Annotated in this window: 18 protein-coding genes; 8 read left to right on the top strand and 10 right to left on the bottom strand. The window is 70.4% G+C overall.

Annotation, left to right across the window (positions count from 1 at the left end):
- Positions 1 to 33: 33 nt before the first annotated feature.
- The 3 genes from ACZ7FF_RS23740 (at position 34) to ACZ7FF_RS23730 (ending at position 3,156) form a co-directional block, all read left to right on the top strand.
- Entirely contained in the window at positions 34 to 1,071 is a 1,038-nt protein-coding gene (locus ACZ7FF_RS23740; protein WP_470814264.1) for an ABC transporter ATP-binding protein, read from the top strand.
- Positions 1,072 to 1,097: 26 nt separating this feature from the next.
- Positions 1,098 to 2,141, top strand: coding sequence for an ABC transporter ATP-binding protein (locus ACZ7FF_RS23735; RefSeq protein WP_470814263.1), 1,044 nt, complete (start codon positions 1,098 to 1,100; stop codon positions 2,139 to 2,141).
- 235 nt (positions 2,142 to 2,376) lie between these two features.
- Positions 2,377 to 3,156 (top strand): class I SAM-dependent methyltransferase, encoded by a 780-nt coding sequence (locus ACZ7FF_RS23730; RefSeq protein WP_470814262.1) that lies wholly within the window; start codon positions 2,377 to 2,379, stop codon positions 3,154 to 3,156.
- Positions 3,157 to 3,160: 4 nt separating this feature from the next.
- On the opposite strand, the gene ACZ7FF_RS23725 is transcribed toward ACZ7FF_RS23730, so the two are convergent.
- From ACZ7FF_RS23725 to ACZ7FF_RS23695, 7 genes are all read right to left on the bottom strand, one after another.
- The gene (locus ACZ7FF_RS23725) at positions 3,161 to 4,288 is read right to left on the bottom strand and encodes an ABC transporter ATP-binding protein (RefSeq protein WP_470814261.1); all 1,128 of its coding nucleotides are present in this window, start codon (positions 4,286 to 4,288) and stop codon (positions 3,161 to 3,163) included.
- 22 nt (positions 4,289 to 4,310) lie between these two features.
- The gene (locus ACZ7FF_RS23720) at positions 4,311 to 5,375 is read right to left on the bottom strand and encodes an ABC transporter ATP-binding protein (protein WP_470814260.1); all 1,065 of its coding nucleotides are present in this window, start codon (positions 5,373 to 5,375) and stop codon (positions 4,311 to 4,313) included.
- Between the two features lie 10 nt (positions 5,376 to 5,385).
- Positions 5,386 to 6,366, bottom strand: coding sequence for an ABC transporter permease (locus tag ACZ7FF_RS23715; RefSeq protein WP_470814259.1), 981 nt, complete (start codon positions 6,364 to 6,366; stop codon positions 5,386 to 5,388).
- An 87-nt stretch (positions 6,367 to 6,453) separates the two neighbouring features.
- A complete protein-coding gene (locus ACZ7FF_RS23710; RefSeq protein ID WP_470814258.1) occupies positions 6,454 to 8,262 on the bottom strand; it encodes an ABC transporter substrate-binding protein in 1,809 nt (602 codons plus the stop codon).
- 132 nt (positions 8,263 to 8,394) lie between these two features.
- Positions 8,395 to 9,429, bottom strand: coding sequence for an ABC transporter permease (locus ACZ7FF_RS23705; protein ID WP_470814257.1), 1,035 nt, complete (start codon positions 9,427 to 9,429; stop codon positions 8,395 to 8,397).
- Positions 9,430 to 9,995: 566 nt separating this feature from the next.
- Entirely contained in the window at positions 9,996 to 11,912 is a 1,917-nt protein-coding gene (typA, locus tag ACZ7FF_RS23700) for a translational GTPase TypA (RefSeq protein WP_470814256.1), read from the bottom strand.
- 142 nt (positions 11,913 to 12,054) lie between these two features.
- On the bottom strand, positions 12,055 to 14,202 hold the full coding sequence (locus ACZ7FF_RS23695) for an ABC transporter family substrate-binding protein (protein WP_470814255.1): 2,148 nt from the start codon (positions 14,200 to 14,202) through the stop codon (positions 12,055 to 12,057).
- A gap of 288 nt (positions 14,203 to 14,490) precedes the next feature.
- Between ACZ7FF_RS23695 and ACZ7FF_RS23690 the strand changes: the two genes are divergently transcribed.
- From ACZ7FF_RS23690 to ACZ7FF_RS23675, 4 genes are read left to right on the top strand one after another with little or no spacing between them, the layout of a single operon-like run.
- Complete coding sequence (locus ACZ7FF_RS23690) at positions 14,491 to 14,781, top strand: hypothetical protein (RefSeq protein ID WP_470814254.1); 291 nt, start codon at positions 14,491 to 14,493, stop codon at positions 14,779 to 14,781.
- 28 nt (positions 14,782 to 14,809) lie between these two features.
- A complete protein-coding gene (locus ACZ7FF_RS23685) occupies positions 14,810 to 15,631 on the top strand; it encodes a hypothetical protein (protein WP_470814253.1) in 822 nt (273 codons plus the stop codon).
- Positions 15,631 to 17,559: a fumarate reductase/succinate dehydrogenase flavoprotein subunit gene (locus ACZ7FF_RS23680; RefSeq protein WP_470814252.1), complete on the top strand. Its 1,929-nt coding sequence runs from the start codon at positions 15,631 to 15,633 to the stop codon at positions 17,557 to 17,559. Before ACZ7FF_RS23685 ends, ACZ7FF_RS23680 begins: the two co-directional genes overlap by 1 nt.
- Positions 17,556 to 18,326, top strand: coding sequence for a succinate dehydrogenase/fumarate reductase iron-sulfur subunit (locus ACZ7FF_RS23675; protein WP_470814251.1), 771 nt, complete (start codon positions 17,556 to 17,558; stop codon positions 18,324 to 18,326). The genes ACZ7FF_RS23680 and ACZ7FF_RS23675 overlap by 4 nt, the downstream gene beginning before the upstream one ends.
- Here the strand turns inward: ACZ7FF_RS23675 and ACZ7FF_RS23670 are convergent.
- Positions 18,307 to 18,525 (bottom strand): hypothetical protein, encoded by a 219-nt coding sequence (locus tag ACZ7FF_RS23670; RefSeq protein ID WP_470814250.1) that lies wholly within the window; start codon positions 18,523 to 18,525, stop codon positions 18,307 to 18,309. The genes ACZ7FF_RS23675 and ACZ7FF_RS23670 overlap by 20 nt on opposite strands.
- Positions 18,526 to 18,650: 125 nt before the next feature.
- Positions 18,651 to 19,898 carry a glycoside hydrolase family 18 protein gene (locus tag ACZ7FF_RS23665; protein WP_470814249.1) on the bottom strand — a complete coding sequence of 416 codons (1,248 nt, stop codon included), beginning with the start codon at positions 19,896 to 19,898 and terminating at the stop codon, positions 18,651 to 18,653.
- Between the two features lie 80 nt (positions 19,899 to 19,978).
- Between ACZ7FF_RS23665 and ACZ7FF_RS23660 the strand changes: the two genes are divergently transcribed.
- Positions 19,979 to 21,574 (top strand): hypothetical protein, encoded by a 1,596-nt coding sequence (locus ACZ7FF_RS23660; protein WP_470814248.1) that lies wholly within the window; start codon positions 19,979 to 19,981, stop codon positions 21,572 to 21,574.
- A 20-nt stretch (positions 21,575 to 21,594) separates the two neighbouring features.
- On the opposite strand, the gene ACZ7FF_RS23655 is transcribed toward ACZ7FF_RS23660, so the two are convergent.
- Positions 21,595 to 24,219: a SpoIIE family protein phosphatase gene (locus ACZ7FF_RS23655; RefSeq protein WP_470814247.1), complete on the bottom strand. Its 2,625-nt coding sequence runs from the start codon at positions 24,217 to 24,219 to the stop codon at positions 21,595 to 21,597.
- Positions 24,220 to 24,338 lie beyond the last annotated feature (119 nt).

Below are 24,338 nucleotides of genomic sequence, written 5' to 3'. Positions count from 1 at the left end.
ACCCCTCGCATCACCCCCCTCAGGAGCGTCCCCGTGACGAGCACCGATCAGCAGCCGTTCCTCTCGATCAAGGACCTAAAGGTCCACTTCTCCACCGAGGACGGCATCGTCAAGGCCGTCGACGGTCTCAGCTTCGACCTGGCCAAGGGCCAGACCCTCGGCATCGTCGGCGAGTCGGGCTCCGGCAAGTCGGTCACCAACCTGACGATCCTGGGCCTCCACGACCGCGACCGTACGGCGATCGAGGGGGAGATCCTCCTCGACGGCAAGGAGCTGCTCACCGCTTCCGAGAGGGAGCTGGAGCGGCTGCGCGGCAACAAGATGTCCATGATCTTCCAGGACGCGCTGGCCTCGCTGTCGCCGTACCACACGATCGGCACCCAGATCGGCGAGACCTACCGCAAGCACACGGGCTGCTCCAAGTCCGAGGCACGCAAGCGCTCCATCGAGATGCTGCGCCGGGTCGGGATCCCGCAGCCGGACATGCGCGTCGACGACTACCCGCACCAGTTCTCCGGCGGTATGCGCCAGCGCGCGATGATCGCGATGGCGCTGGTCTGCGACCCCGAGCTGCTCATCGCCGACGAGCCGACCACGGCCCTCGACGTGACGGTGCAGGCGCAGATCATGGACCTGCTCAAGGACCTCCAGCAGGAGTTCGGCACCGCGATCATCTTCATCACCCACGACCTCGGTGTGATCGCCGACATCGCGGACGACGTGCTCGTGATGTACGGCGGCCGGTGCGTGGAGCGCGGCACCAAGCAGGAGGTGCTCCGCAGCCCGGACCACCCCTACACGCTGGGCCTGCTGAACTCCATGCCGAGCCTGAACGGCCCGGTGGACGTGCCGCTGACGCCGATCCCGGGTTCGCCGCCCTCGCTCCTCAACCCGCCGTCCGGCTGCCGCTTCCACCCGCGCTGTGCCTTCCAGGAGAAGGTCGCGGGCGGGCTGTGCTCCGGCGAGCGGCCGCTGCTGGAGGTCGTCGAGGGCCGCGGCTCCGCCTGCCACCTCACCCAGGAGCAGAAGCAGGAACTCTTCGCCGACTTCGCCGGAACCCGGCACCACTGACGGACACCAGACGGGATTTCACGACCATGAGCAACACGAACCCCCTCCTGGACGTCTCCGGGCTGACCAAGCACTTCCCGATCAAGGGCGGCTTCCCGATCCGGCGGACCGTCGGTGCGGTGCAGGCCGTGGACGGCCTGGACTTCCAGGTCTCCGAGGGCGAGAGCCTCGGCCTCGTCGGTGAGTCGGGCTGCGGCAAGTCGACGACCGGCCGGCTGATCACCCGGCTCCTGGAGCCGACCGGCGGCACGATCAAGTACCGGGGCCAGGACATCACCCACGCGGGCCGCAAGGGTCTGGCACCGATCCGGTCCGAGATCCAGATGATCTTCCAGGACCCGTACGCCTCGCTGAACCCGCGGCAGACGGTCGGCAAGATCATCGCCGGTCCGATGGAGATCAACGACATCAACCCGGCCGGGGGCCGCGAGAAGCGGGTCCGCGAACTCCTGGAGATCGTGGGCCTGAACCCGGAGCACTTCAACCGGTTCCCGCACGAGTTCTCCGGCGGTCAGCGCCAGCGCATCGGTGTCGCCCGCGCGCTGGCCCTGGAGCCGAAGCTGATCGTCGCCGACGAGCCGGTCTCCGCCCTGGACGTCTCCATCCAGGCGCAGGTCGTCAACCTGCTGCAGAAGGTCCAGCGGGAACTCGGCATCGCGTTCGTCTTCATCGCCCACGACCTCGCGATCGTGCGGCACTTCTCGCACCGCGTCGCGGTCATGTACCTCGGCAAGATCGTCGAGATCGCCGACCGCGAGGACCTGTACGACAACCCGCGCCACCCCTACACCCGGGCCCTGCTCTCCGCGGTGCCCGAGGCGACGGTGGACGAGGAGCCGCGCGAGCGCATCCGCCTGGTCGGCGACGTGCCCTCCCCCATCAACCCGCCCTCCGGCTGCCGCTTCCGCACCCGCTGCTGGAAGGCCACGGAGAAGTGCGCGACGGAGGCCCCGCCGCTGGTCCAGGCCGACGGCAACAAGCCCGGTCACCTCACCGCGTGCCACTATCCTGAGACCACGGAGGCCATCCCGGCTCCCCGCCTGCCCAAGGACCCCGAGGCCGCGGCCTGACACACCCCTTTTCGTCAGCCGCTCCTCGCGGAACGGACCTTCTCCGGCCCATTGACCCGAGCCCGTGAACGTCCGGTCCAGGGACGAAGGCCCGCGCCTCCCCAAGGCGCGGGCCTTCGCCGTGTCCGGCCCCGCGGACGCGGTGCGGCTCCTCGTCCGCGACGTTGTCGCGAAGACTTCGAGAAGTGACGGGGAAACTGACGCACCGTTCAGGAACGTGTGTCAGACTGCCGCGGTGGTGGATCACTCGTTCGCTGATCTCTCGCTCGCCGGGCTCTACGACAGCCTGAATCCCTGGGGACCGGGTGACGACTTCTACCTCGGTCTGGTGCGGGAGGCACGGTCGGTGCTGGACGTCGGCTGTGGCACCGGGCAGTTGCTGCGCAGAGCTCGCGCCGAGGGGCACCCGGGCCGGCTGATGGGGCTCGACCCGGCCGCCGCCATGCTCGTACAGGCGCGGCGGGCCCGGCCGGACGTGGAGTGGGTGCTCGGGGACACACAAGTACGCAGGTGGGCCGCGGAGTTCGACCTCGTCGTCATGACCGGGCACGCCTTCCAGGCGCTGGTCGGGGACGAGGAGATCCGCGGCTGTCTGCGCGCGGTCCGCGAGGCCCTCGGCGCCGGAGGGCGGTTCGTGTTCGAGACCCGCAATCCCGCGGCCCGCGCCTGGGAGGGCTGGACGCCGGAGCGGGTGCACGAGGTCACCACCGCCGACGGGGCCGCCGTACGGGTGTGGCACGAGGTGCGGGACGACGGGCTCAGCGGGGGCCGGGTGCGCCTCACCGAGACCTTCGACAGCGACCGCTGGCCCGCCCCCCGGGTCAGCCACAGTGTGCTCCGCTTCCTGGACGCCGGGGCGCTGGAGGGCTTCCTCGCGGGGGCCGGTCTGACGATCGTGGAGCAGTACGGCGACTGGGGGCGGGGGCCGTTGACATCCGCCAGCCAGGAGATCGTCACCGTGGCCGCGCCGGCGGGCGGGGGCCTGCCCTCGCCCGCCGGCGTGCCGTCGCCCTAGCTGTCTAGTCCTCGCCGCCGGCGGTGTCCTCCAGCGCCGCCAGCGCCGGGTCGAGGACGATGTCCTCGTCCCGGCCCTCGATCGTCGGCTCCTCCGGGAAGTGGCACGCCGTCAGGTGGCTGTCGCGGTTTCCGGAGATCCGGATCAGCGGCGGCTCCTCGGTCGCGCACTTGTCCTGGGCCTTCCAGCAGCGGGTGCGGAAACGGCAGCCGGACGGCGGGGAGATGGGCGAGGGCACGTCCCCCGCCAAGCGGATGCGCTCGCGGGCCCTCGTCTCCCCGTCCGTCAGGTTGACCTCGGGCACCGCGGACAGCAGGGCGTGCGTGTAGGGGTGGCGCGGACGGGTGTAGATGGACTCGCGGTCGCCCACCTCGATGATCTTGCCGAGGTACATCACCGCGACGCGGTGCGAGAAGTGGCGGACCACCGCGAGGTCGTGCGCGATGAAGACGAACGCGATGCCCAGGTCCTTCTGCACCTGCTGGAGGAGGTTGACGACCTGCGCCTGGATGGAGACGTCCAGGGCGGAGACCGGCTCGTCGGCGACGATCAGCTTCGGCTCCAGGGCCAGCGCGCGGGCGACACCGATGCGCTGGCGCTGACCGCCGGAGAACTCGTGCGGGAACCGGTTGAAGTGCTCCGGGTTCAGGCCCACGATCTCCAGGAGTTCGCGGACCCGCTTCTCGCGGCCCCCGGCCGGGTTGATGTCGTTGATCTCCATCGGACCGGCGATGATCTTGCCGACCGTCTGCCGCGGGTTCAGCGAGGCGTACGGGTCCTGGAAGATCATCTGGATCTCGGACCGGATCGGTGCCAGACCCTTGCGGCCCGCGTGGGTGATGTCCTGGCCCCGGTACTTGATCGTGCCGCCGGTCGGCTCCAGGAGCCGGGTGATCAGCCGGCCGGTCGTCGACTTGCCGCAGCCCGACTCACCCACCAGACCGAAGCTCTCGCCGGCGTGCACGGTCAGGTCGATGCCGTCCACGGCCTGGACCTGGCCGATGGTACGGCGGATCGGGAAGCCTCCCTTGACCGGGAAGTGCTTGGTCAGCCCCGAGACCTGAAGCAGCGGCTCCCCGTCCGCGCCGGTGCCCTTCGCACGCGGGGCCGGGAGGACCAGGTCCTCTTTCATGACGGTGTCCTCCTATGACGACCTAGCCCAGTCGGGGCTTGATCTCCTCGATGAAGATGGTCCGCTTCTGGTCGGCGGTGAGATGGCAGGCCGACGCCCGGTCGGGGGCGAGGAGCGGCCGTTCGGCCACACAGCGCCCGTTGCCCTCCACCCGGTCCTGGAACGTGCAGCGCGGGTGGAAGCGGCAGCCGGACGGCGGGGTCAGCAGGGAGGGCGGGGCGCCCGGGATCGGGGACAGCTGGGCGCCCGGGTCGGAGTCGAGGCGCGGCATCGAGTTCAGCAGGCCCCAGGTGTACGGGTGCTGGGGCGAGCGCAGCACCTGGTCGGTCGTGCCCCGCTCCACCGCGCCGCCCGCGTACATCACCATGATGTCGTCGGCCATGTCGGCGATCACCCCCAGGTCGTGGGTGATGAAGACGATGCCGGACCCGAACTCCTGCTGGAGGTCCTTGAGCAGGTCCAGGATCTGCGCCTGCACCGTCACGTCCAGGGCGGTGGTCGGCTCGTCGGCGATCAGCAGGTCGGGGTCGCAGACCAGCGCCATCGCGATCATCGCGCGCTGGCGCATACCGCCGGAGAACTGGTGCGGGTAGTCCTTCGCCCGCTGCTGCGGGTTGGGGATGCCGACCTTGCCGAGCATCTCCACGGCGCGGTCCCAGGCGTCCTTCTTCGAGGCGCCGTTGTGCTTCATGTACGGCTCGGCGATCTGCCGGCCGACCGTGTAGTAAGGGGAGAGGGCGGTCAGCGGGTCCTGGAAGATCATGGCGACCTTGTTGCCGCGCAGCTTCTCCAGCTCCGACTCGCGGGCCGTGGTCAACTCCCGCCCGTCCAGCAGGATCTCGCCCTCGACCGTGGTGAACATGGGGTTGTGCAGACCGAGGATGGTCAGGTTCGTCACCGACTTGCCCGAGCCGGACTCGCCCACGATGCCGAGCGTCCTGCCCCGCTCCAGGTCGAACGAGAGCCCGTCCACGGCCCGTACGACGCCGTCCTCGGTCTTGAAGCTGACGTGCAGGTCCCGTACCGAGAGCAGGGGACCGCCTCCGGCCGGGATCGGGGTACCGGCCTCCTTGGTCACAGTGGTCACGACAGTGCTCCTAGGACAGCCGCACGCGCGGGTCGATGAAGGCGTAGGCGGCGTCGACGATGATGTTGAACAGCAGGATCATGGTGGCCGAGAACAGCATCACACCGAGCAGCAGCGGCAGATCGCTGAAGAAGACGGACTGCACGGCGAGGTTGCCGAGGCCCGGAAGGCTGAAGGTGTACTCGGTGATGATGGCGCCGCCGAGCAGCGAGCCCAGGTCGATGCCGAAGATGGTGACGATCGGGATCAGCGAGCCGCGCCAGGCGTAGCGGAAGAAGACGTACCGCCGGGACATGCCCTTGGCGCGGGCGGTGCGGACGTGTTCCTCCTGGAGCTGCTCGATCATCGCGGACCGTGCCATACGGGTGTACTGCGCGGCGAAGATCGTGGAGAGGACCACCCAGGGGATGATCAGTCCGGTGAACCAGGTGACGGGGTCCTGGGTGAACTCGTTGTAGGCCGGCTTGTCGAACCAGTGCGTCTGGTAGACGAGGAGGGCCAGGGCCAGCGGGCCGAGGAAGTAGATCTGCAGCGAACTGATGACCATGGCGCCCGCGGTGGCCGTCTTGTCGATCATCGTGCCGCGCCGCCAGGCGGCGAGCAGTCCGGTGCCGAGGCCGATGACGAGGAAGCACACGGCCGCGCCCAGGGTGAGCGAGACGGTGGTGGGCAGGCGGTCCATCAGCGTGCCCCAGACCTGCTCGTTGGTGTGGTACGAGTAGCCGAAACACGGAGCCGGGCACGGGCCCTGGGCGAACTGGTTGCTGCCCAGGAAGAGGTTGTGCAGGAAGATCCAGTACTGCTCGGTGATGGGTTTGTCCAGGCCGAGCACATGGTGGATGTTCGCGATGCTGTCCGGGTTGCAGGTCTTGCCGCACATCAGCAGCGCCGGGTCCCGGGGCACCCCGAAGAACAGCACGAACGTGACGATGCTCAGCAGGAACAGAATGACGACGGCACCGATGATCCGGCGGACGAGGAAGCGCAGCATGACAGGGCAGCTCTCAGACGTCGGCGGTCCGGGCGGTACCCGGCGCTCCCCTCGGGCGGGGGCGCGCCGGGTACCGGCAGGGGACGGTTACTTGATGTACAGACGACGCGGGTCGACGCCGCCGATCACGTCGTCGTAGACCAGGCCGCCGACCTTGGAACCGGCGATCTGGACCTGCTTGTAGTAGGCGGTCGGGACGACGTTGACGCTGTCCTTCACGATGTACTGGTCGAGCTTCTCCCACGCGGCCGCGGACTTGACCGGGTCGGTGATGGTGTTGATCCGGTCGATCTCACTGTTGATCTTCGGGTCGTTGATCTGGGAGTAGTTCTGCGCTCCGTCGGCGATCACCCGGCCGTCGTACAGCGGCGGGATCACGGTCGAGGCGGACGGCCAGTCGGCACCCCACGCGGTGTGGAAGATGTCGTAGTTGTTGTTCAGCTTGGAGACCTGGTCGTAGTAGGTCTCGGCCGGGATCTCCTGGCGCTGGACGTTGAAGCCGGCCTTCTGCAGGCCCGCCGCCATGGCGGTGGAGTACTGCTGGCCCTCGGGGGTGTTGATGTAGCCGAAGGTCAGCTTCATGCCGAGCTTGCCGGCCTTCTTCAGCAGTTCCTTGGCCTTGACCGGGTCACCGGCGGGCTTCTCCTTCTTGCCCCACGGGTCGAAGGAGGGGTCGTAGCCGGAGACGGTCGGGGAGATCAGGCCGCCCGCGACCTCCATCGCGTCGGTGCCGCCGTAGGCACGCACGAACGGGGTGATCGGCAGGGCGTAGGCGATGGCCTCGCGGACGTTCTTGTCCTTCATGGCCGGGTGGCTCATGTTGATGTTCATCTGGCCCACGTACGGCTGGTAGCCGGAGACCGTGCGGACCTTCATCTTCGGGTCGCGCAGCACCTGGGACAGGTTGCCCGCGTCGACCTGGTTGTTGAAGCTGATGCCGGTCGAGTCGGCGCCGCTGTCGGCGAGCAGCGACTTGGTGGACGTCTCGAACTGCTGGTTGAACGTGATGTTGAACTGGTCCACGTACTGGTGGCGGATCGGGTCCGTCTTGGCGTCCCAGTTGGGGTTCTTGACCAGCACCATCGACTTGCCCGACTTGAACGACTGGATCTTGTACGGGCCGGTGACGAGCGGGGCCTTGTCGTACTTCTCCTTGGTGTCGCCCTTGTCGGACACCGCCGCGTAGCCGGCCATCGCCAGCGCGTAGGGCAGGTCGGGGTGCGGGGTCTTGAAGTGGAAGATGATGGTCTTGTCGTCCGGGGTCTCCAGGACGGAGTTGGGCAGGTGCTTGCCCTTGTAGGGGCCGTCCGGGAGCAGCTTGCGGTAGGTGGCGCCGGAGGTGTTGGCGAGCCACTGCTGGAGGTAGGTGGGGCCCTGGTTGATGAACGGCGCGAAGAGCCGCTCGACGGTGTGCCGGATGTCCTTGGACGTGATCGGGGTCCCGTCCTGGAACTTGATGCCGTCCTTGAGCGTGTACTTCCAGGTCTTGCCGCCGTCGCTGGTGGTGCCGGAGTCGGTGGCGAGGTCGCCGACCACCTCGTGCTGGTGGCCGTCGTTGCCCGTGGCCTTGTAGCCGGTGAGTCCGCGGTGGATCAGGGTCGCCAGGGAGCCCTCGTCGGAGACGTAGATCTGGGCCGGGTCCAAGTGGGCGTAGCTGTCACGCTGCAGAACCTCCATCGTGCCGCCGGACTTGGCGCCGGGCACGTCGGCCGCCGGGCCGGTGGAGTCGGCCGCGCCGCCGAACTTGATGGACGCCTGCTGGCGTTTGGCGTCCTGCTGGTCCTTCTTGTCGCTCGTACCGCTGTCGCTGCCGCCCTTGCTGCAACCGGTGAGCACGAGAGCTCCGGCCGCGAGCACGGAGAGTGCGCCGTATACGTGGCGTCCGCCCCTACTCATCACGAACATTCCCACCCATCTGTGTGTCACCAGTGCGATCTATGTGTCACCAGTGCGAAATGGACACCGAAGTGCAGTGCGTTGCAATGGAGTTGCCACGGAACTGACGTTCCGTCGGCCGACGTGCCTGGGTCAGCGCGCGGTCTTGGGATCGAAGGCGTCTCTGACCGAGTCCCCGAGCAGGTTGAACGCGACGACGAAGATGATCATCGATATGCCGGGGAAGAACATGTAGGTGATGTCGTTCTGCATCACCAGTTCCGTGGACGCCTTGGAGAACATCTGCCCCCAGTCCGGCGTCGGTTCGACGATGCCCACGCCCAGGTAGGACAGGCCGGCCTCGGCCGTCACGAATCCGGGCAGCAGATAGGTCGCCTGCACCAGCAGGGGCGTGACGACGTTCGGCAGGATCTCCCTGCGGATGATCCGCCACGACGAGGCACCGCTGACCTTGGCCGCCTCGATGAACTCCCGTTCACGCAGGGCGAGTGCGGTGCCGCGAAGGATGCGGCCGAGGCCCATCCAGCCCAGGAACCACTGGACGAGGATCAGCGCGAGCACACGGACGTAAGTCGGTGTCTCGTCACGGGGGCTGACGAACAGTGAGACGACGACCGGCATGCTCGCGATGAAGAACAGCTGCGCGGGGAAGGCGAGCAGGAAGTCGATGATCCGGCCGAGGAAGTAGTCGGTCCTGCCGCCGAGATAGCCGGCGGCGACGCCGAGCAGGATGCCAGTGATGACGACCGCGACGGTGACGGCGACCGAGATCATCAGCGAGGTGCGGATGCCGTAGATCAGCTTGGTGAAGACGTCGTAGCCGTTGCCCGGTTCCAGACCGAACCAGAACTGGCTGCTGATACCGCCGTTGGGCTGCACCGGCACGCCCGCGCTGTCGAAGAGCTCGGGGCGCTCGTCCGCGTACACCGTGTACGGGTTCTTGCCGTACAGCTTGGAGATCAGCGGGGCCAGCAGGCCGATCAGGAAGAAGAAGCCCACGACGTAGGCCGAGATCACGCCGGTGCGGTCACGCTTGAAGCGCATCCACATCAGCTGGCCGGGAGACCGGCCTTCGAGCTTGACGGCCTCGTCCTTCGCCTCCGGCCCTGGTTCGCCGTCGACGACGACCGAAGTTCCGCCGCCCTCAATGTCGATAGGACTTGTCACGGTTCGTCCGTTTCACAGGTATGGGTGTGAATGGTGCCCGGTACTCCGAGAACGCGCGTAGCCGCAGCCGGACGCGCGTAGTTCTACAGCCGAATCACACTGCTGGAAGCGACGAACTGACCCACCTGGTGTTTGTGACACCGCGCATGGGGGTTCCTCCTCATGACTCCACGTGTTCACCAACAAAAGAGGGTTGACGACCGACCTCCGACACCCCTGACGGAGGATCAGGCACCCCTCGTTGCTCGCGAGTCGTCACGCTGTCCCCACAGCGTGTGACCCATTGACCCGAGCACTACGCGGCTAACTATCTGCCATGAGTCAGGTGGCGACCACCGTCTTTAAATCTCAATTCAGTCACAGCTGGCGGCTGGAACTTCCAAAAACTGGACAAACTGTTCGACGGCAGAAGGCCGCGAAACGGACGTGTTACATGGCTATCGGTCCGGGATCTCCGCATTTCGGACAGCGGGCCCGGCTTATCGATCACCGACGGCCGGAAAACGGGTTGCAAAAAGCCCGGGCTCCCCCATGCTTGGGGAAACCCGGGCTCAACTGCCCTGGGATCAGCCGTGCTTGGCGCGGCTCGCGGCGCGGGCCCGCTCGCGCGCGTCCAGGTTGACCTTGCGGATGCGAACGGCCTCCGGGGTCACCTCGACGCACTCGTCGTCACGGCAGAACTCCAGCGACTGCTCCAGGGAGAGCTTGCGCGGCGGCACGATGGCCTCGAACGAGTCGGCCGACGAGGACCGCATGTTCGTGAGCTTCTTCTCCTTGGTGATGTTCACGTCCATGTCGTCGGAGCGCGAGTTCTCGCCGACGATCATGCCCTCGTACACCTCGGTGCCCGGCTCCGTGAACAGCACGCCGCGCTCCTGGAGGTTCGTCATCGCGAACGCGGTGACCGCACCGGAGCGGTCGGCGACCAGGGAGCCGTTGTTACGGGTCTGGAGCACGCCGAACCAGGGCTCGAAGCCCTCGTGGATGGAGTGGCCGATACCCGTGCCGCGGGTCTGGGTCAGGAACTCGGTACGGAAGCCGATCAGACCGCGGGAGGGCACCACGAACTCCATGCGCACCCAGCCGGAGCCGTGGTTGGACATGTTGTCCATGCGGCCCTTGCGCACGCCCATGAGCTGGGTGACGGCACCCATGTGCTCCTCGGGCACGTCGATCGTCATGCGCTCGACGGGCTCGTACGTCTTGCCGTCGACGTCCTTGGTGACGACCTGCGGCTTGCCGATGGTCAGCTCGAAGCCCTCACGGCGCATCTGCTCGACCAGGATGGCGAGCGCCAGCTCACCACGGCCCTGGACCTCCCAGGCGTCCGGACGCTCGGTGTCCAGGACGCGCAGCGAGACGTTGCCGATCAGCTCGCGGTCCAGGCGGTCCTTCACCTGACGGGCGGTGACCTTGCGGTCCTTCACGGCTGCCTTGGCGTCCGCGCCCTTGCCGGTGCCGCCGCGGCCGACCAGCGGAGAGGTGTTGGTGCCGATGACCATGGAGATCGCCGGCTCGTCCACCGTGATCAGCGGCAGCGCGACCGGGTTCTCCGGGTCGGCCAGGGTCTCGCCGATCATGATCTCCGGGATGCCGGCGACCGCGCAGATGTCACCCGGGCCCGCCTTCTCGGCCGGCTTGCGGGTGAGGGCCTCGGTCATCATCAGCTCGGTGATGCGGACGTTGCTGATGGAGCCGTCGCGCTTGATCCAGGCCACGGTCTGGCCCTTGCGCAGCTCGCCCTGCTCGACACGGAGCAGCGCGATACGGCCGAGGAAGTTGTCGGCGTCGAGGTTGGTGACGTGGGCCTGGAGCGGCGCGTCCTCCTCGTACGTCGGGGCCGGGATGTGCTCCAGGATCGTGGAGAAGAACGGCTCCAGGCTGTCGCTGTCGGCCGGGACCGTGCCGTTGTCCGGCTTGGTCAGCGAGGCGATGCCGTCACGGCCGCAGGCGTAGACGATCGGGAACTCGATCTGCTCCTCGTCCGCGTCCAGGTCGAGGAAGAGGTCGTAGGTCTCGTTGACGACCTCGTCGATGCGGGAGTCGGGGCGGTCCGTCTTGTTGATGCACAGGATGACGGGCAGCCGCTGCTGGAGCGCCTTGCGCAGCACGAAGCGGGTCTGCGGCAGCGGGCCCTCGGAGGCGTCCACCAGCAGCACGACACCGTCGACCATCGACAGACCGCGCTCGACCTCGCCACCGAAGTCGGCGTGGCCGGGGGTGTCGATGATGTTGATGGTGATCGGGTCCCCGCCGTGCTTGGGGTGGTACTTCACCGCCGTGTTCTTGGCAAGGATCGTGATGCCCTTCTCACGCTCCAGGTCGTTCGAGTCCATGACCCGGTCGTCGACCTGGTCGAGCTGGTGGGCGGCGAACGCGCCGGCCTGCTTCAGCATGCCGTCGACGATGGTGGTCTTGCCGTGGTCGACGTGGGCGACGATGGCGACGTTGCGGATGTCGTGACGCGTTGCAGTCACAGCCATGGTGCGGCGAACTCCCGGAGTGTGAGGATTACCCTGCGCGTACGTCTGTGTTGCGCGGGCCCTGCCGGGCTGGACACGCCACGGCCTCACCCCATGGTACGTGTCCTTCGCAGGAGGGGCTCGCCGGGCCGCTCCTTCGCCGTCACCTGCTGGGGCTCGGGGAGACCTTCGCCCCCTTCCTGAGGAAGCCCATGTCCTCGTAGACCGGTGTCTGGAAACCGAACGCACCCACGTTGACCAGGTTCTTCCGTGTGCCCACCAGCTGGGGGCGCTGGTAGAGCGGGATCGATCCCGCGGTGGCCCAGATGCGGGAGTCCGCCTGCCGGATCAGGTCCCGCGCCTCGCCCTCGTCCAGCGTGGCCGCCGCCTGGTCGAGGAGCTGGTCGACCTGGTCCGTGCCGACCCGCGTGTAGTTCTGCTCGACGTTGACCGAGCCGTCGGCCGCGGGCAGCGGCTTGGCGTAGATCGGCCGGGCGTCCGTCGCCGGGAAGGCGGAGGCCGGCCAGGAGTACAGGGCGAGGTCGAAGTCGCCGGAGGCGATGTGGTCCTTGAAGTAGCTCTCGTCCGGGACCTTGGTGATCGTCGCGCGGATGCCGATCTTGTCCAGCATCGCGGAGATCCGCTCGGCGACCGTGTTCAGCGTCTCGGAGCCGGGCCCCGAGGGCAGGACGAAGCGGAGCGCGAGGGCCTTGCCGTCCTTGGCGAGCAGCGCGGCCTTGGCGCCGGCCGGGGCGGCCGTGCCCTTGGGCGCGTACGCGCCGGCCGCGCCGCCGTGCCGGCCCTCCTGCGCGAGGTGCCGGCCGCCCTCGTCGCTCTTCTCCCCGGCCGACTCGTGGCGCTTGCCCTTGTCGTCCTCGCCGACGATGTACTCGCCCTCCTTGCCGCCGTCCGACTTGGCCTCCTTGCTGCTCTCGGGGCCGGCCGCCTTCTCGGCCTTCTTCTCCTCCCTGACCGGGCCGCCGGGCACCCAGCCGGCGTCGGCGAGCAGTGCCTGGGCCGCCTTGGTGTCCTGGGCGCCGAGGGCGCCGCTGCCGTCGGAGTAGTCGGGCTGCCCGGACAGGGCGAGGTGGCTGCCGACCGGGACGGCGGGCAGGCCCAGCGGGGTGAGCACCAGCCTGGTCAGTTCGACGCGGTCCAGGGCGCGGGCGACGGCCCGGCGGACCCGTTCGTCGGTGAGCGGGCCGGAGGCGCCGTTGAGGGCGAGCTGGGTGTAGGCGGGCTCCAGCGACTTGCGGACCTCGAAGGCCTGGAGGGCCTGCTGCTCCTCCAGGTACCGGGTGATCGCCTGGTGCAGCTTCTGCTTGCCGCCCTCGGCCGGGCCGGCATCCAGGCCGTGGGCGAGCGCCCAGGAGCGCAGCTTCTTCACGGAGGTCTTGCCGGCGCCCTGCAGCGGGGTGCCGGTGCCCTTGGCGCGGGCGGCGAGCCCGATCCGCTCGGCGTCGTCCGAGTCGATGTCGGCGAGGTCCACGCTGCCGTCGGCCAGCGCGGCCACCCGCTTGTCCCGGTCCACGGTGTGCAGCACGATCTCGTTCAGCTTGGCGGGCCTGCCCCACCAGCGGGGGTTGCGGGTGAGGACGACGTCCTTGGCCGCGGTGTCGACCTTCTCCACCTTGAAGGGCCCGGCGGAGACCTTGAGCTTGCGGCGGGCCCCGTCGTTGAAGGCGTCCGGGGAGCCCATGACGTCCTTCGGATACAGCGGTGAGAACAGCGACTTCCAGTCGGCGTAGGGGCGGGAGAAGGTGACGCGGACCTGGAGGTCGTTGGCGCCGCGCTCGATCTTCTCGATGCGGTCGTAGCCGGCGTTGCGGGCGGTCCAGTAGGCGCTGTCCCGGCCGGACAGGGCGCGCCACTGGGCGACGAAGTCGGCGGCGCCGATCTCCCGGCCGTCGCTCCAGACGGCCTGCTGGTTCAGCTTGTACTGCACGACCTGGCGGGGCTCGGTCTCGATGACCTTCGCCGACTCCAGGTAGGCGGGGTTGGCCACCGCGCGGCCGGCGGCGTCGAGCCGGAACATCGACGGCAGGACCGCCTGGGCGATCCGGGTGGTGCCGGAGTCGGCGTCGGCCTGGTACGTGTTCAGCGTCTCCGGGAGGGCGTCCACGGCCCACTTCAGGGTGCCGCCGTCGGTGACCTGGTCCCGGGCCACCAGGTCGATGTCCTGCCCGACGAGGGGCTTCGCGGCGTCGTCGTCGGAACCGCAGCCGGCGAGCAGCGGCACCACGAGCGCGCCCGCGGTGAGGAAGGCGGCCGAGCGCAGGACCGCGCGCAGGCCGACACCGTGGTGGGACATCTCTGCTACCTCCGGAAAGCCGCGGGCGTTATGATCACGTTTGGCGGTATTTGGAGCTGATCAGATCTATGCGGCTACTGAAGAGGAAAGGATCCGGCAACAGCGAGCGACACGGCGACGACGGACGGTCAAGCCACCCGTGCGGCGCAAACACACCGGGATTTGCATCCGCACGCCAGTCCAATCGATGCAGATCTCTTCACAGCACCACGTGTGACGCGCAACACTCGCAGGCGCATGAACGTTGCCGCCCAGGGACCGCAGGACCCGCGGAAGTGAGGGCAAGTCATGTCCGTGCACGACGACCTGACAACAGTCCAGCGCAGCCTCGACGACCTCTACCGGTCGTTGGGACGCCTGGAGAAGCAGCTCGGCAGCGGCGGTCTGGAGATGCGCAGGGTCCGGACGGACGCCGACCATCTGCGCGAGAGCCTCGCACTGCTGCGCGAGGCGGCCACCACCCCGGCCACCACCAGCCGGCCCGAACTCGTCACCATCTCCGACACCCCGTACGACATCAGCCTGTGGACGGACTCGGACGACGAGGGCCTGGGCGCCCGCGACCGGCACGCCCCCTGATCCGACCCGAACCGACCGGAGTCGTCCATTGGCCACTGGTACGGAACCCCAACAGAACAGCGGCGGCGTACGCACCGGTGCGCGCGCCGCGATCGCCGCCCCGCACCTGCGGACCGACCGCTGGTGGCTGGCACCCGCCGTCACCGCGGCCGGCCTGCTGGCCTTCGTCGTCTACTCGACCTGGCGGGCCTTCGCGAACGCGGACTACTACGCGGCGCCGTACGTCTCACCGTTCTACTCACCCTGTCTGGCGGAGAACTGCCGGACCATGCACGCCGGGCCGAACGCGGACCTGTTCGGGAGCTGGTGGGCCATCTCGCCCGCCGTCATCATCCTGATCTTCCCGCTCGGCTTCCGGCTGACCTGCTACTACTACCGCAAGGCGTACTACCGCAGCTTCTGGGCCTCCCCGCCCGCCTGCGCGGTGGCCGAGCCGCACCGGAAGTACACCGGTGAGACCCGCTTCCCGCTGATCCTGCAGAACGTCCACCGGTACTTCTTCTACGCCGCCCTGCTGGTCGCCGGCGTGCTGACCTACGACACCGTGCTGTCCTTCCGGGACACCCACTACCGCTGGGGCCACATGGGCCTCGGCACCCTGGTGTTCCTGGCCAACATCGTGCTGATCTGGGCGTACACCATCTCCTGCCACTCCTGCCGGCACATCGTCGGCGGCAAGCTCAAGCACTTCTCCAAGCACCCCGTGCGCTACCGGGCGTGGCAGTTCGTCGGCCGGCTCAACGCCCGGCACATGCAGCTGGCGTGGGCCTCGCTGGTGAGCGTGGCGCTCGCCGACTTCTACGTCTACCTGGTCGCGTCCGGTGTCTTCGACGATCCGAGGTTTTTCTGATGTCCGTGGTGGACCGGCAGGAGTGGGACGTCGTCGTGGTCGGTGCCGGCGGCGCCGGGCTGCGGGCCGCGATCGAGGCGCGCGAGCGGGGCGCCCGTACCGCGGTGATCTGCAAGTCCCTGTTCGGCAAGGCGCACACCGTGATGGCCGAGGGCGGCATCGCGGCGGCCATGGCGAACGCCAACGAGCACGACACCTGGCAGGTCCACTTCCGGGACACCATGCGCGGCGGCAAGTTCCTCAACCAGTGGCGGATGGCCGAGCTGCACGCCCAGGAGGCCCCGCAGCGGGTGTGGGAGCTGGAGACCTGGGGCGCGCTGTTCGACCGTACGAAGGACGGCCGGATCTCGCAGCGCAACTTCGGCGGCCACGAGTACCCGCGTCTCGCCCACGTCGGCGACCGCACCGGCCTGGAGCTGATCCGCACGCTGCAGCAGAAGATCGTCGCCCTGCAGCAGGAGGACTTCGCCGAGACCGGTGACTACGAGTCCCGGCTGAAGGTCTTCCAGGAGTGCACGGTCACCCGGATCCTCAAGGACGGGGACCGCGTCTGCGGTGTGTTCGCGTACGAGCGCGAGAGCGGCCGCTTCTTCGTCCTGGAGGCGCCCGCCGTGGTCCTCGCGACCGGCGGCATCGGCAAGTCCTTCAAGGTCACGTCCAACTCGTGGGAGTACACCGGCGACGGGCACGCCCTCGCGCTGCTGGCCGGGGCACCGCTGGTGAACATGGAGTTCGTGCAGTTCCACCCGACGGGCATGGTCTGGCCGCCCTCGGTCAAGGGCATCCTCGTCACCGAGTCGGTGCGCGGCGACGGCGGGGTGCTCAGGAACTCCGAGGGCAAGCGGTTCATGTTCGACTACGTCCCGGACGTCTTCAAGGAGAAGTACGCCGAGTCGGAGGAGGAGGCCGACCGGTGGTACGAGGACCCCGACAACAACCGCAGGCCCCCCGAGCTGCTCCCCCGCGACGAGGTGGCCCGCGCGATCAACGCCGAGGTCAAGGCGGGCCGTGGCTCGCCGCACGGCGGGGTGTTCCTGGACGTGTCCACCCGGATGCCGGCGGAGGTCGTGCGCCGGCGGCTGCCGTCGATGTACCACCAGTTCAAGGAGCTGGCCGACGTCGACATCACGGCGGAGGCGATGGAGGTCGGGCCGACCTGCCACTACGTGATGGGCGGGATCGCGGTCGACTCGGACACCGCGGCGGCCCGCGGGGTGCCGGGTCTGTTCGCGGCCGGTGAGGTGGCGGGCGGCATGCACGGCTCCAACCGGCTCGGCGGGAACTCCCTGTCCGACCTGCTGGTCTTCGGCCGGCGCGCGGGCTGGCACGCGGCCGAGTACGCGCAGGGGCCCGAGCGGCGCCCGCCGGTGGACGAAGCCCAGGTCAACACGGCCGCGGCGGAGGCCCTGCGGCCCTTCTCCGCGGAGACGGAGGGCGAGGCGGGACCGCCGGAGAACCCGTACACCCTGCACCAGGAACTGCAGCAGACCATGAACGACCTGGTCGGCATCATCCGTCGCGAGGGCGAGATGGAGCAGGCGCTGCAGAAGCTCGCCGAGCTGCGCGCCCGCGCCCGGCGGGCCGGCGTCGAGGGCCACCGCCAGTTCAACCCGGGCTGGCACCTCGCCCTGGACCTCAGGAACATGCTGCTGGTCAGCGAGTGCGTGGCGCGGGCCGCGCTGGAGCGGACCGAGTCGCGCGGCGGCCACACCCGCGAGGACCACCCGACGATGGACCGCGGGTGGCGCAACGTCAACCTGCTCTGCACGCTCGCCGACCCCACCGGGGGCCTGGCGGCGGCCGACCCCGCACGCGGCCAGATCCGGCTGACCCGGCAGACCACCGACCCCATCCGCGCCGACCTGCTCGCCCTCTTCGAGAAGGAGGAGCTGGTCAAGTACCTCGCCGAAGAGGAGCTGTACGAATGAGCAGCTACGAGGCCCGCTTCAAGGTGTGGCGGGGCGACGACCGGGGCGGCGGCCTGGAGGACTTCTCGGTCGAGGTCAACGACGGCGAGGTGGTCCTGGACATCGTGCACCGGCTGCAGGCGACCCAGGCGCCGGACCTGGCCGTGCGCTGGAACTGCAAGGCGGGCAAGTGCGGTTCGTGCTCGGCGGAGATCAACGGCCGCCCCCGGCTGATGTGCATGACCCGGATGTCGGTGTTCTCGCGCGAGGAGACCATCACGGTCACCCCGCTGCGCGCCTTCCCGGTGATCCGGGACCTGGTGACGGACGTCGGCTTCAACTACGACAAGGCCAGACAGGTGCCGGCGTTCGTCCCGCCCCCCGGTCTCGGGCCCGGCGAGTACCGCATGGCCCAGGAGGACGTGGACCGTTCACAGGAGTTCCGCAAGTGCATCGAGTGCTTCCTGTGCCAGAACACCTGCCATGTGGTGCGTGATCACGAGGAGAACAAGCCGGCGTTCGCGGGCCCGCGCTTCCTCATGAGGATCGCCGAACTCGACATGCATCCCCTGGACGCGGCCGCCGAGACCGGCCTGGACCGCAAGCGCACGGCCCAGGACGAGCACGGCCTCGGCTACTGCAACATCACCAAGTGCTGCACCGAGGTCTGCCCGGAGGGCATCAGGATCACGGACAACGCCCTGATCCCCCTGAAGGAACGGGCGGTCGACCGCAAGTACGACCCGCTCGTGTGGCTGGGCTCGAAGATCAGGAGGCGCTCTTCGTAGGGCCACGGCCCGGGCGCTGGGCGAGCACCTGACGGCCCAGCGCCCCCGTGAAGATGAACCAGCCGACGAGCGGGAGCGCGTCGAACCTGGCGGGGAACACCCCGAGGAACATCCAGAGGGCCGGCCCCACCGCCCCCGTCAGCCGGCCGTACCCCCACAGCTTCGGGCGCAGGATCCGGCGCCGGTTCAGCGGGATCACCCAGCCGGTCGTGATGCCCGCGACGCCGCGGCTCCGGCCATGAGGGTCACGACCAGCGCGCCCGCGACCACCAGGAACATGTGCATGGCGACGAGGGTCCCAGCGGGACCGGTCCGGTGCCAGGGTCAGGCGCACCAGTCCTTCCGGTACGCCCGCCAGTCCGCCTCCGTCGCCGCGAAGTCCACGTACAGGGCGACGCCGAAGCGGGCGCGTCCGGCGTCGGTGCGGGACAGGCCGAGGCGGGCGCCCCGCACCGCGGCCGGGACGGTCTCGGCGCTCCCCCGGTGGCCCAGCGTGTCGGTGTGGAAGAAGGGCAGCCCCATCAGCAGGTCCGTGGACCTCGGGGTGACCTCCAGGGCGAGGGACGTCTCCTCGGCCACATAGCCGCCGTACAGGCTGGGCAGCTGCTGCGCGGTGTCGTACGACATCACGGCGATCTGGTCGACCCGGCGCGCCACCTGCCCGAAGTAGGCCTGCGACCACCACTTGGGGTGCCCGGTGAGCGCCCCGGCGAGGGAGTGGAAGGCGGGCAGCGGGTCGATCTGGTGGGCGGCCACCGAGAGCAGCGCGTGCCGGGCCCGGGTGACGGCGCGCAGGTCGTCCAGCAGCGACAGGTAGTGCCGGTCGCCGGAGTGCAGGGGCTCCAGGTCGAAGTGGGTGCCGTCAAAGCCCGCGGCGAGGACGTGGCGGGTGGTGGCGACGATCGCCGCACGCGTGGCGGGCCGCTCCAGGCGCAGTCCGTCGGGGCTCTCGGTGGCCAGCTTGTCGCCGAGCCAGGCCTGGACGCGGACGCCGGGCAGTTCCCGGTGCACGGCCGCGATCAGCCAACGCGCCTTCGGGTACGCCGTCCCGGGCAGCGTGCCGTCGTGCTCCAGCGGCCCCGAGTGGACGTACAGGTCGCGCACTCCGGTGCCGCGCAGCCGGCGGGCCAGCGCCTCGACGTCCCGGTCCGTCTTGCGGCCGTCCACCCAGGCGTGCCCCAGCCAGAGGGCGTCGCGGCCCCGGGTGCGGGTGCCTGGGGCCGGATCGCCCGCGTAGTCGAGGCGGAGGGCGGACTCGGCGCCGAGGAACGCGAGCAGGAGCAGCACGAGGAGGAGGGCGAGCGCGGTGAGGGCGCGGCGCAGCGGACCGCGGCGGACGGCCGGTCCGCTGCGCCGGGGGACGAGGCGGCGCCATTCGCGCTCCCCCGGCGCCCGGACGGCGCCCTCCCCGGCACCGGGCCGGCCCGCCTCCTCATCCGTCCCGCCCTCCCCCGCACCGGCCCGTGCCCGCTCCCCGCCCGTCCCGCTCTCCCCCGCCCCAGGCAGTGCCGGCTCCCCGTCCGGCCCGCTCTCCCCCTCGACCGCCCGTGCCGCCGCCGCGTCTTCGCCCATTCCGTCCCCCTGTCCGCCTGGTCCCCCACCCGTATCCATCCCGCTCGCGAAGCCGCCTACCTGCCCATACGCTCCGAAATGTGACGTCCTCCCTGTTCCGGGGCCGGCCCCGGCGTGCCAAGGCACACATACGGGTGCGCGTGGCGCATGCCGTGCTGGGCGCCCTGGTAGGGGTGGGATGGCTGCTGCTGCCGGTGATGACGGTCGGCGCCGAAGATCCGGTTCCCGCCTCCCCCGCCACGACGGCGGCGGGCGCGCGGGCGGCGGGACAGGACGAGACGTCCACGGCCGACCTCGTGCTGCCCCTCGTCGCCGGGGTCGCGGCCCTGGTCCTGGCCGGGTACGGCTATCTGCGCCGCACCCGGCGCGCCCGGACCCGTACGACGCCGGGGACCCTCCCGGCCCGCCCGCCCGCTCCCTCCCTCGCCGACTCCGAACGCCAGGCCCGGGCCGCCCTGGTCCTCGCCGACGACTGCGTACGCACGAGCCGGGAGGAACTCTCCTTCGTGCGGGGCCGGTTCGAGCCGGCGGAGACCGACCCCTTCCGCCACGCCCTGCGGGCCGCCGAAACCGAGCTGGCGGCCGCGTTCGCGATGTGGCGGCGGTACGAGCAGGGGGTGCCCGAGGACCCAGCGGCGCGGCGGCAGGCGCTGGTGGGCGTGGTCGGCCGGTGCGCGGAGGCGGGCCGGCGGCTGGACGCCGAGGCCGCCGCCCTGGACCGGCTGCGCGGGCTGGAGGGACCATCCCTGTACACGGCGCTGGCGCCGGCCGAGGCGCGGTTCCGGGAGCTGGCGGCGCGCACGGTGACCGCGCAGGACACCCTGGCGGCCCTCCACGAGCGGTACGCGCCCTCCGCCGTGGATCCCGTCACCGGGTACGTCGAACAGGCCAAGGAACGGCTGCTGTTCGCGACCTCCCGCCTCAACGAGGCCCGCCAGGCGGCCGACGCGGGCGCCGGTGACCGGGCCGGGCGCCAACTGCGCGCCGGAGAGGGCGCCGTGGCCCAGGCGGCGGTCCTGGTGGGCGGGGTGGAACGGCTCGCGGCGCGGCTGCGGGAGGCCGCGGCGCTGGTCCCGGCCGCGCTCACCGGCGGGGAGGCGGAGATCGCGGTCGCCCGAAGCGGGGGTGCGCGCACGCGTCTGTCCGCGGGTGACCTGAACGCCCGGCTGGCCCACGCGGACGGCGTGCTGGCCGCGGTGCGCGAGGAGCTGACCAGGGGGCCGTACGACCCGCTGGACGCGCTGCGCCGGATCACCCTGGCCGTCGGCCGGCTGGACGTGGGCCGCACCGGCGTCCTGGACACCGCGGCCCTGCTCGTCGCGGGCTGCACGGTCCCGGCGACGGACGACTTCATCACCGCGCACCGGGGCGCGGTGGGCCCGGACGCCCGCGCCCTGCTGGCGGAGGCGGCGCGGACGCTGGGCGCGGAGACGGGCAAGGGGGTGGAGCCGGACGCGGCGTGGCGGGCGGACGCGGGGGCCCGCCGGGCGCGGGAGGCGGCCGAGCTGGACGTGCGGACGCACGGCACCCCCTACCCGGGCGCCGAGGACACGGCCGGGCTGGCCGGCGCGGTGCTCGGCGGCGTCCTGCTCGGCGAGGAGCCGGACGGCGGGCCGCCCGCGAGCTTCGGCGGCCCGGAGACCCGGGGCCGCCGCCGGCTCCCGGCGTCCTCGTGACGGCCGGGCCCCACGGGACGTCAGAAGAGGCTGAGCAGCGCCTCCGCCGGGTCGGTGAGCCCGGTCTCTCCCCCGGGCAGCGGCAGCTCGAACCACACCGTCTTGCCCCGGGGCGTCCGGCGCGACCCCCAGGCCGCGCTGAGCAACCCGACCAGCTGGAGCCCCCGGCCGCCCTCGTCGGTGTCCCGCGCCCGCCGGCGCCGGGGCTGCACCAGACCGGAGTCCCACACCTCGCACACCAGCGTGCGGTCGAGCAGCAGCCGTAGCCTGATCTCCCCCTCGCCGTACCGCAGGGCGTTGGTCACCAACTCGCTGACCAGCAACTCCGTGGTGTCGACGAGCGGCTCCAGATCCCAGCTGAGCAGTTGCCCCCGGGCGTACTCCCGGGCCCGCCCCACGCTGCGCGGCTCCCGCGGCAGCGTCCAGTCGCCGACGGAGTCGGCGGGCAGGCCCTGGACCCGGGCCATCAACAGGGCGATGTCGTCCTCGCCGTGGTGGGTGTCCAGGGTGCTGAGGACGTGGTCGCAGACGTCCTCGAGGTCCCGGTGGGTGTCGGCGCGCGGCGACGCCGTCTCCGGACGGGTGGGGTGGGTGAGCGCCCCGACGAAGGCCTGCAGCCCCTCGTCCAGCGGATGGTCGCGCGACTCGACCAGGCCGTCCGTGTAGAGCGCGAGCAGTGCGCCCTCGGGGAGTTCGACCTCCACCTCCTCGAAGGGCTCGCCGCCCACCCCGAGCGGCATGCCGGGTGGCACGTCCAGCATCAGGGCGGCCTCGCCGGGCTCGACCAGGACCGGTGGCAGATGGCCCGCGTTGGCGAACGTACAGCGTCTGGTCACCGAGTCGTACACCGCGTACACGCAGGTCGCGAGGTACACCTCGGACAGGTCGGCGTCGCGGGGCTGGCGGGCGGTACGGGTGGCCTGCTGGACGCCGCCCGGGGTGCCGAGCCCCCGCGCGATCTCGTCCAGCGCCGACAGCACCTCGGCCGGCTCCAGGTCGAGCAGCGCCAGCGTGCGCACCGCCGTGCGCAGCTCGCCCATCGCCACCGCGGCCCGCAGCCCCCGGCCCATCACGTCGCCGACGACCAGGGCCGTGCGGTGTCCGGGGAGTTCGATGACGTCGAACCAGTCGCCGCCGACCTCGGTCGCCGCGTTGCCGGGCAGATAGCGGCAGGCGATGTCCAGTCCGGACGCCTCGGGGTCGCCGGGCGGGAGCAGCGACCGCTGCAGTATCAGCGCCCGTTCGTGCTCCCGGCGGTACAGGCGCGCGTTGTCGATGCACACCGCGGCGCGCGCGGCCAGTTCCACCGCCAGCTCCCGGTCCCGCTGACCGAACGGCTCGCTGCCCTTGGTGCGCGCGAACCGGGCGAGGCCGACGACCGTGTCGTGGGCGACCATCGGCACCGCGAGCGTCGACTGCACGAGGCCGCCCTCCTCGGCGGGCACGTGCTGCGGGCGGGCGGTGCGCAGGGCGTCCGCGCAGGGCGAGTTGAAGGGGAAGTGGTGGACCGCGCCGACCGCGACCGGTTCGTCGGAGCCGCTGAGCGGGGCGTCGGAGACGGCGCTGGCGAAGGCGACGCGGCGCAGTTCGGCGCTGCCGTCGGCGCGGCCGGGCGGGGTCTCGTCACCGGCCAGCAGCCCCTGGTAGAGGTCGACGGTGGCGACGTCGCAGAAGCCCGGTACGACGACGTCGAGGAGTTCGCGGGCGGTGGTCTCCAGGTCCAGGGAGTTGCCGATCCGGGCACCCGCCTCGTTGAGCAGGGCCAGGTTGCGGCGGGCGGCCGCCGCCTCGCGGGCGGCGGCGCGGCGGGCGGTGATGTCGGTGCCCAGCCAGGCGATGCCGATGGGCCGGCCGCTGCCGCTGTGCACGCGGTAGAGGTTGACCGACCAGTGCCGGCGCTCCTCGGAGCCGGGGACGAAGCCCGTGACATGCATGTCGGTGATGGAATCGCCGCTCTCCAGCACCCGCCGCAGGGTGGCCGAAACCCGCTCGGCCTCGCCACGGAGCAGATAGTCGTGAACTCCCTTGCCCCGGTGGTCGTCCGGGGTTCCGCCGAAGATGGAGGCGAAGCGCTGGTTGGCCCGACGGACCTTCAGATCGGTGTCGATCAGCAGGAAGCCGAACGGAGACTGACCGAAAATCGCCTGCGAGGCGGCCAGGTCGGTCTCGATGCTGCGCAGCGTGCGGACGTCCACGACGATGCAGACGGCGGCCTTGTCGCCCTCGGCGGTGCGGGTGGGCATCACATAGACCTCGGCCAGGCCCTCCTCGCCGCGAGCGCCGTCCTCCGCGTCCGGCATCCGGAAGGGCACCACCCCGGTCCACTCCCGGCCGTCGAGAATCTCGGCCATCTTGCGCTGCCCGCGGTCGCGCTGGTCCGGGTCGATGAACGCCTCTATGGGGTCCACACCGACGGCGCGTGCGGCGGGGATGCCGAAGAGCTGCTCGGCGCGCAGGCTCCACTGGTCGACCAGACCGCCGGGGCCGATGGAGAAGGAAGCCACCTTGATGTAGTCGTACATCGAGCCGGGCGGGCTGCTCTGCCACATGGCGTCTCCGGGTGCCGCCGCCCCCTTGGCGGTCTGGCCCCCCGCGCCGTCCGACGGGTCCTCGGACTCCGTGGCCTTCGCTGGTATCTCGCTCACGCGAACCGTCCCCTCCAGCTCACCGCGTCCGGTACCGGTCACCGGAGGCGGCTGCCCGCAGTATCCAGCACTACGGCGCCGCACGACACGGTGTTCACGATCACAGCTCGGTCCAGCTC

The sequence above is a fragment of the Streptomyces sp. NPDC037126 genome (assembly GCF_055605965.1).
The sequence above is the reverse complement of the archived record's forward strand: the minus strand, read 5'-3'. Positions and strand labels throughout refer to the sequence as shown.

Bases quoted from the DNA above. Each gene is read 5' to 3' on its own strand.
- ACZ7FF_RS23735 (WP_470814263.1), top strand. From the start codon at position 1,098: ATGAGCAACACGAACCCCCTCCTGGACGTCTCCGGGCTGACCAAGCAC.
- ACZ7FF_RS23725 (WP_470814261.1), bottom strand. From the start codon at position 4,288: ATGAAAGAGGACCTGGTCCTCCCGGCCCCGCGTGCGAAGGGCACCGGC.
- ACZ7FF_RS23715 (WP_470814259.1), bottom strand. From the start codon at position 6,366: ATGCTGCGCTTCCTCGTCCGCCGGATCATCGGTGCCGTCGTCATTCTG.
- ACZ7FF_RS23710 (WP_470814258.1), bottom strand. From the start codon at position 8,262: ATGAGTAGGGGCGGACGCCACGTATACGGCGCACTCTCCGTGCTCGCG.
- typA (WP_470814256.1), bottom strand. From the start codon at position 11,912: ATGGCTGTGACTGCAACGCGTCACGACATCCGCAACGTCGCCATCGTC.
- ACZ7FF_RS23695 (WP_470814255.1), bottom strand. From the start codon at position 14,202: ATGTCCCACCACGGTGTCGGCCTGCGCGCGGTCCTGCGCTCGGCCGCC.
- ACZ7FF_RS23690 (WP_470814254.1), top strand. From the start codon at position 14,491: ATGTCCGTGCACGACGACCTGACAACAGTCCAGCGCAGCCTCGACGAC.
- ACZ7FF_RS23680 (WP_470814252.1), top strand. From the start codon at position 15,631: ATGTCCGTGGTGGACCGGCAGGAGTGGGACGTCGTCGTGGTCGGTGCC.
- ACZ7FF_RS23675 (WP_470814251.1), top strand. From the start codon at position 17,556: ATGAGCAGCTACGAGGCCCGCTTCAAGGTGTGGCGGGGCGACGACCGG.
- ACZ7FF_RS23665 (WP_470814249.1), bottom strand. From the start codon at position 19,898: ATGGGCGAAGACGCGGCGGCGGCACGGGCGGTCGAGGGGGAGAGCGGG.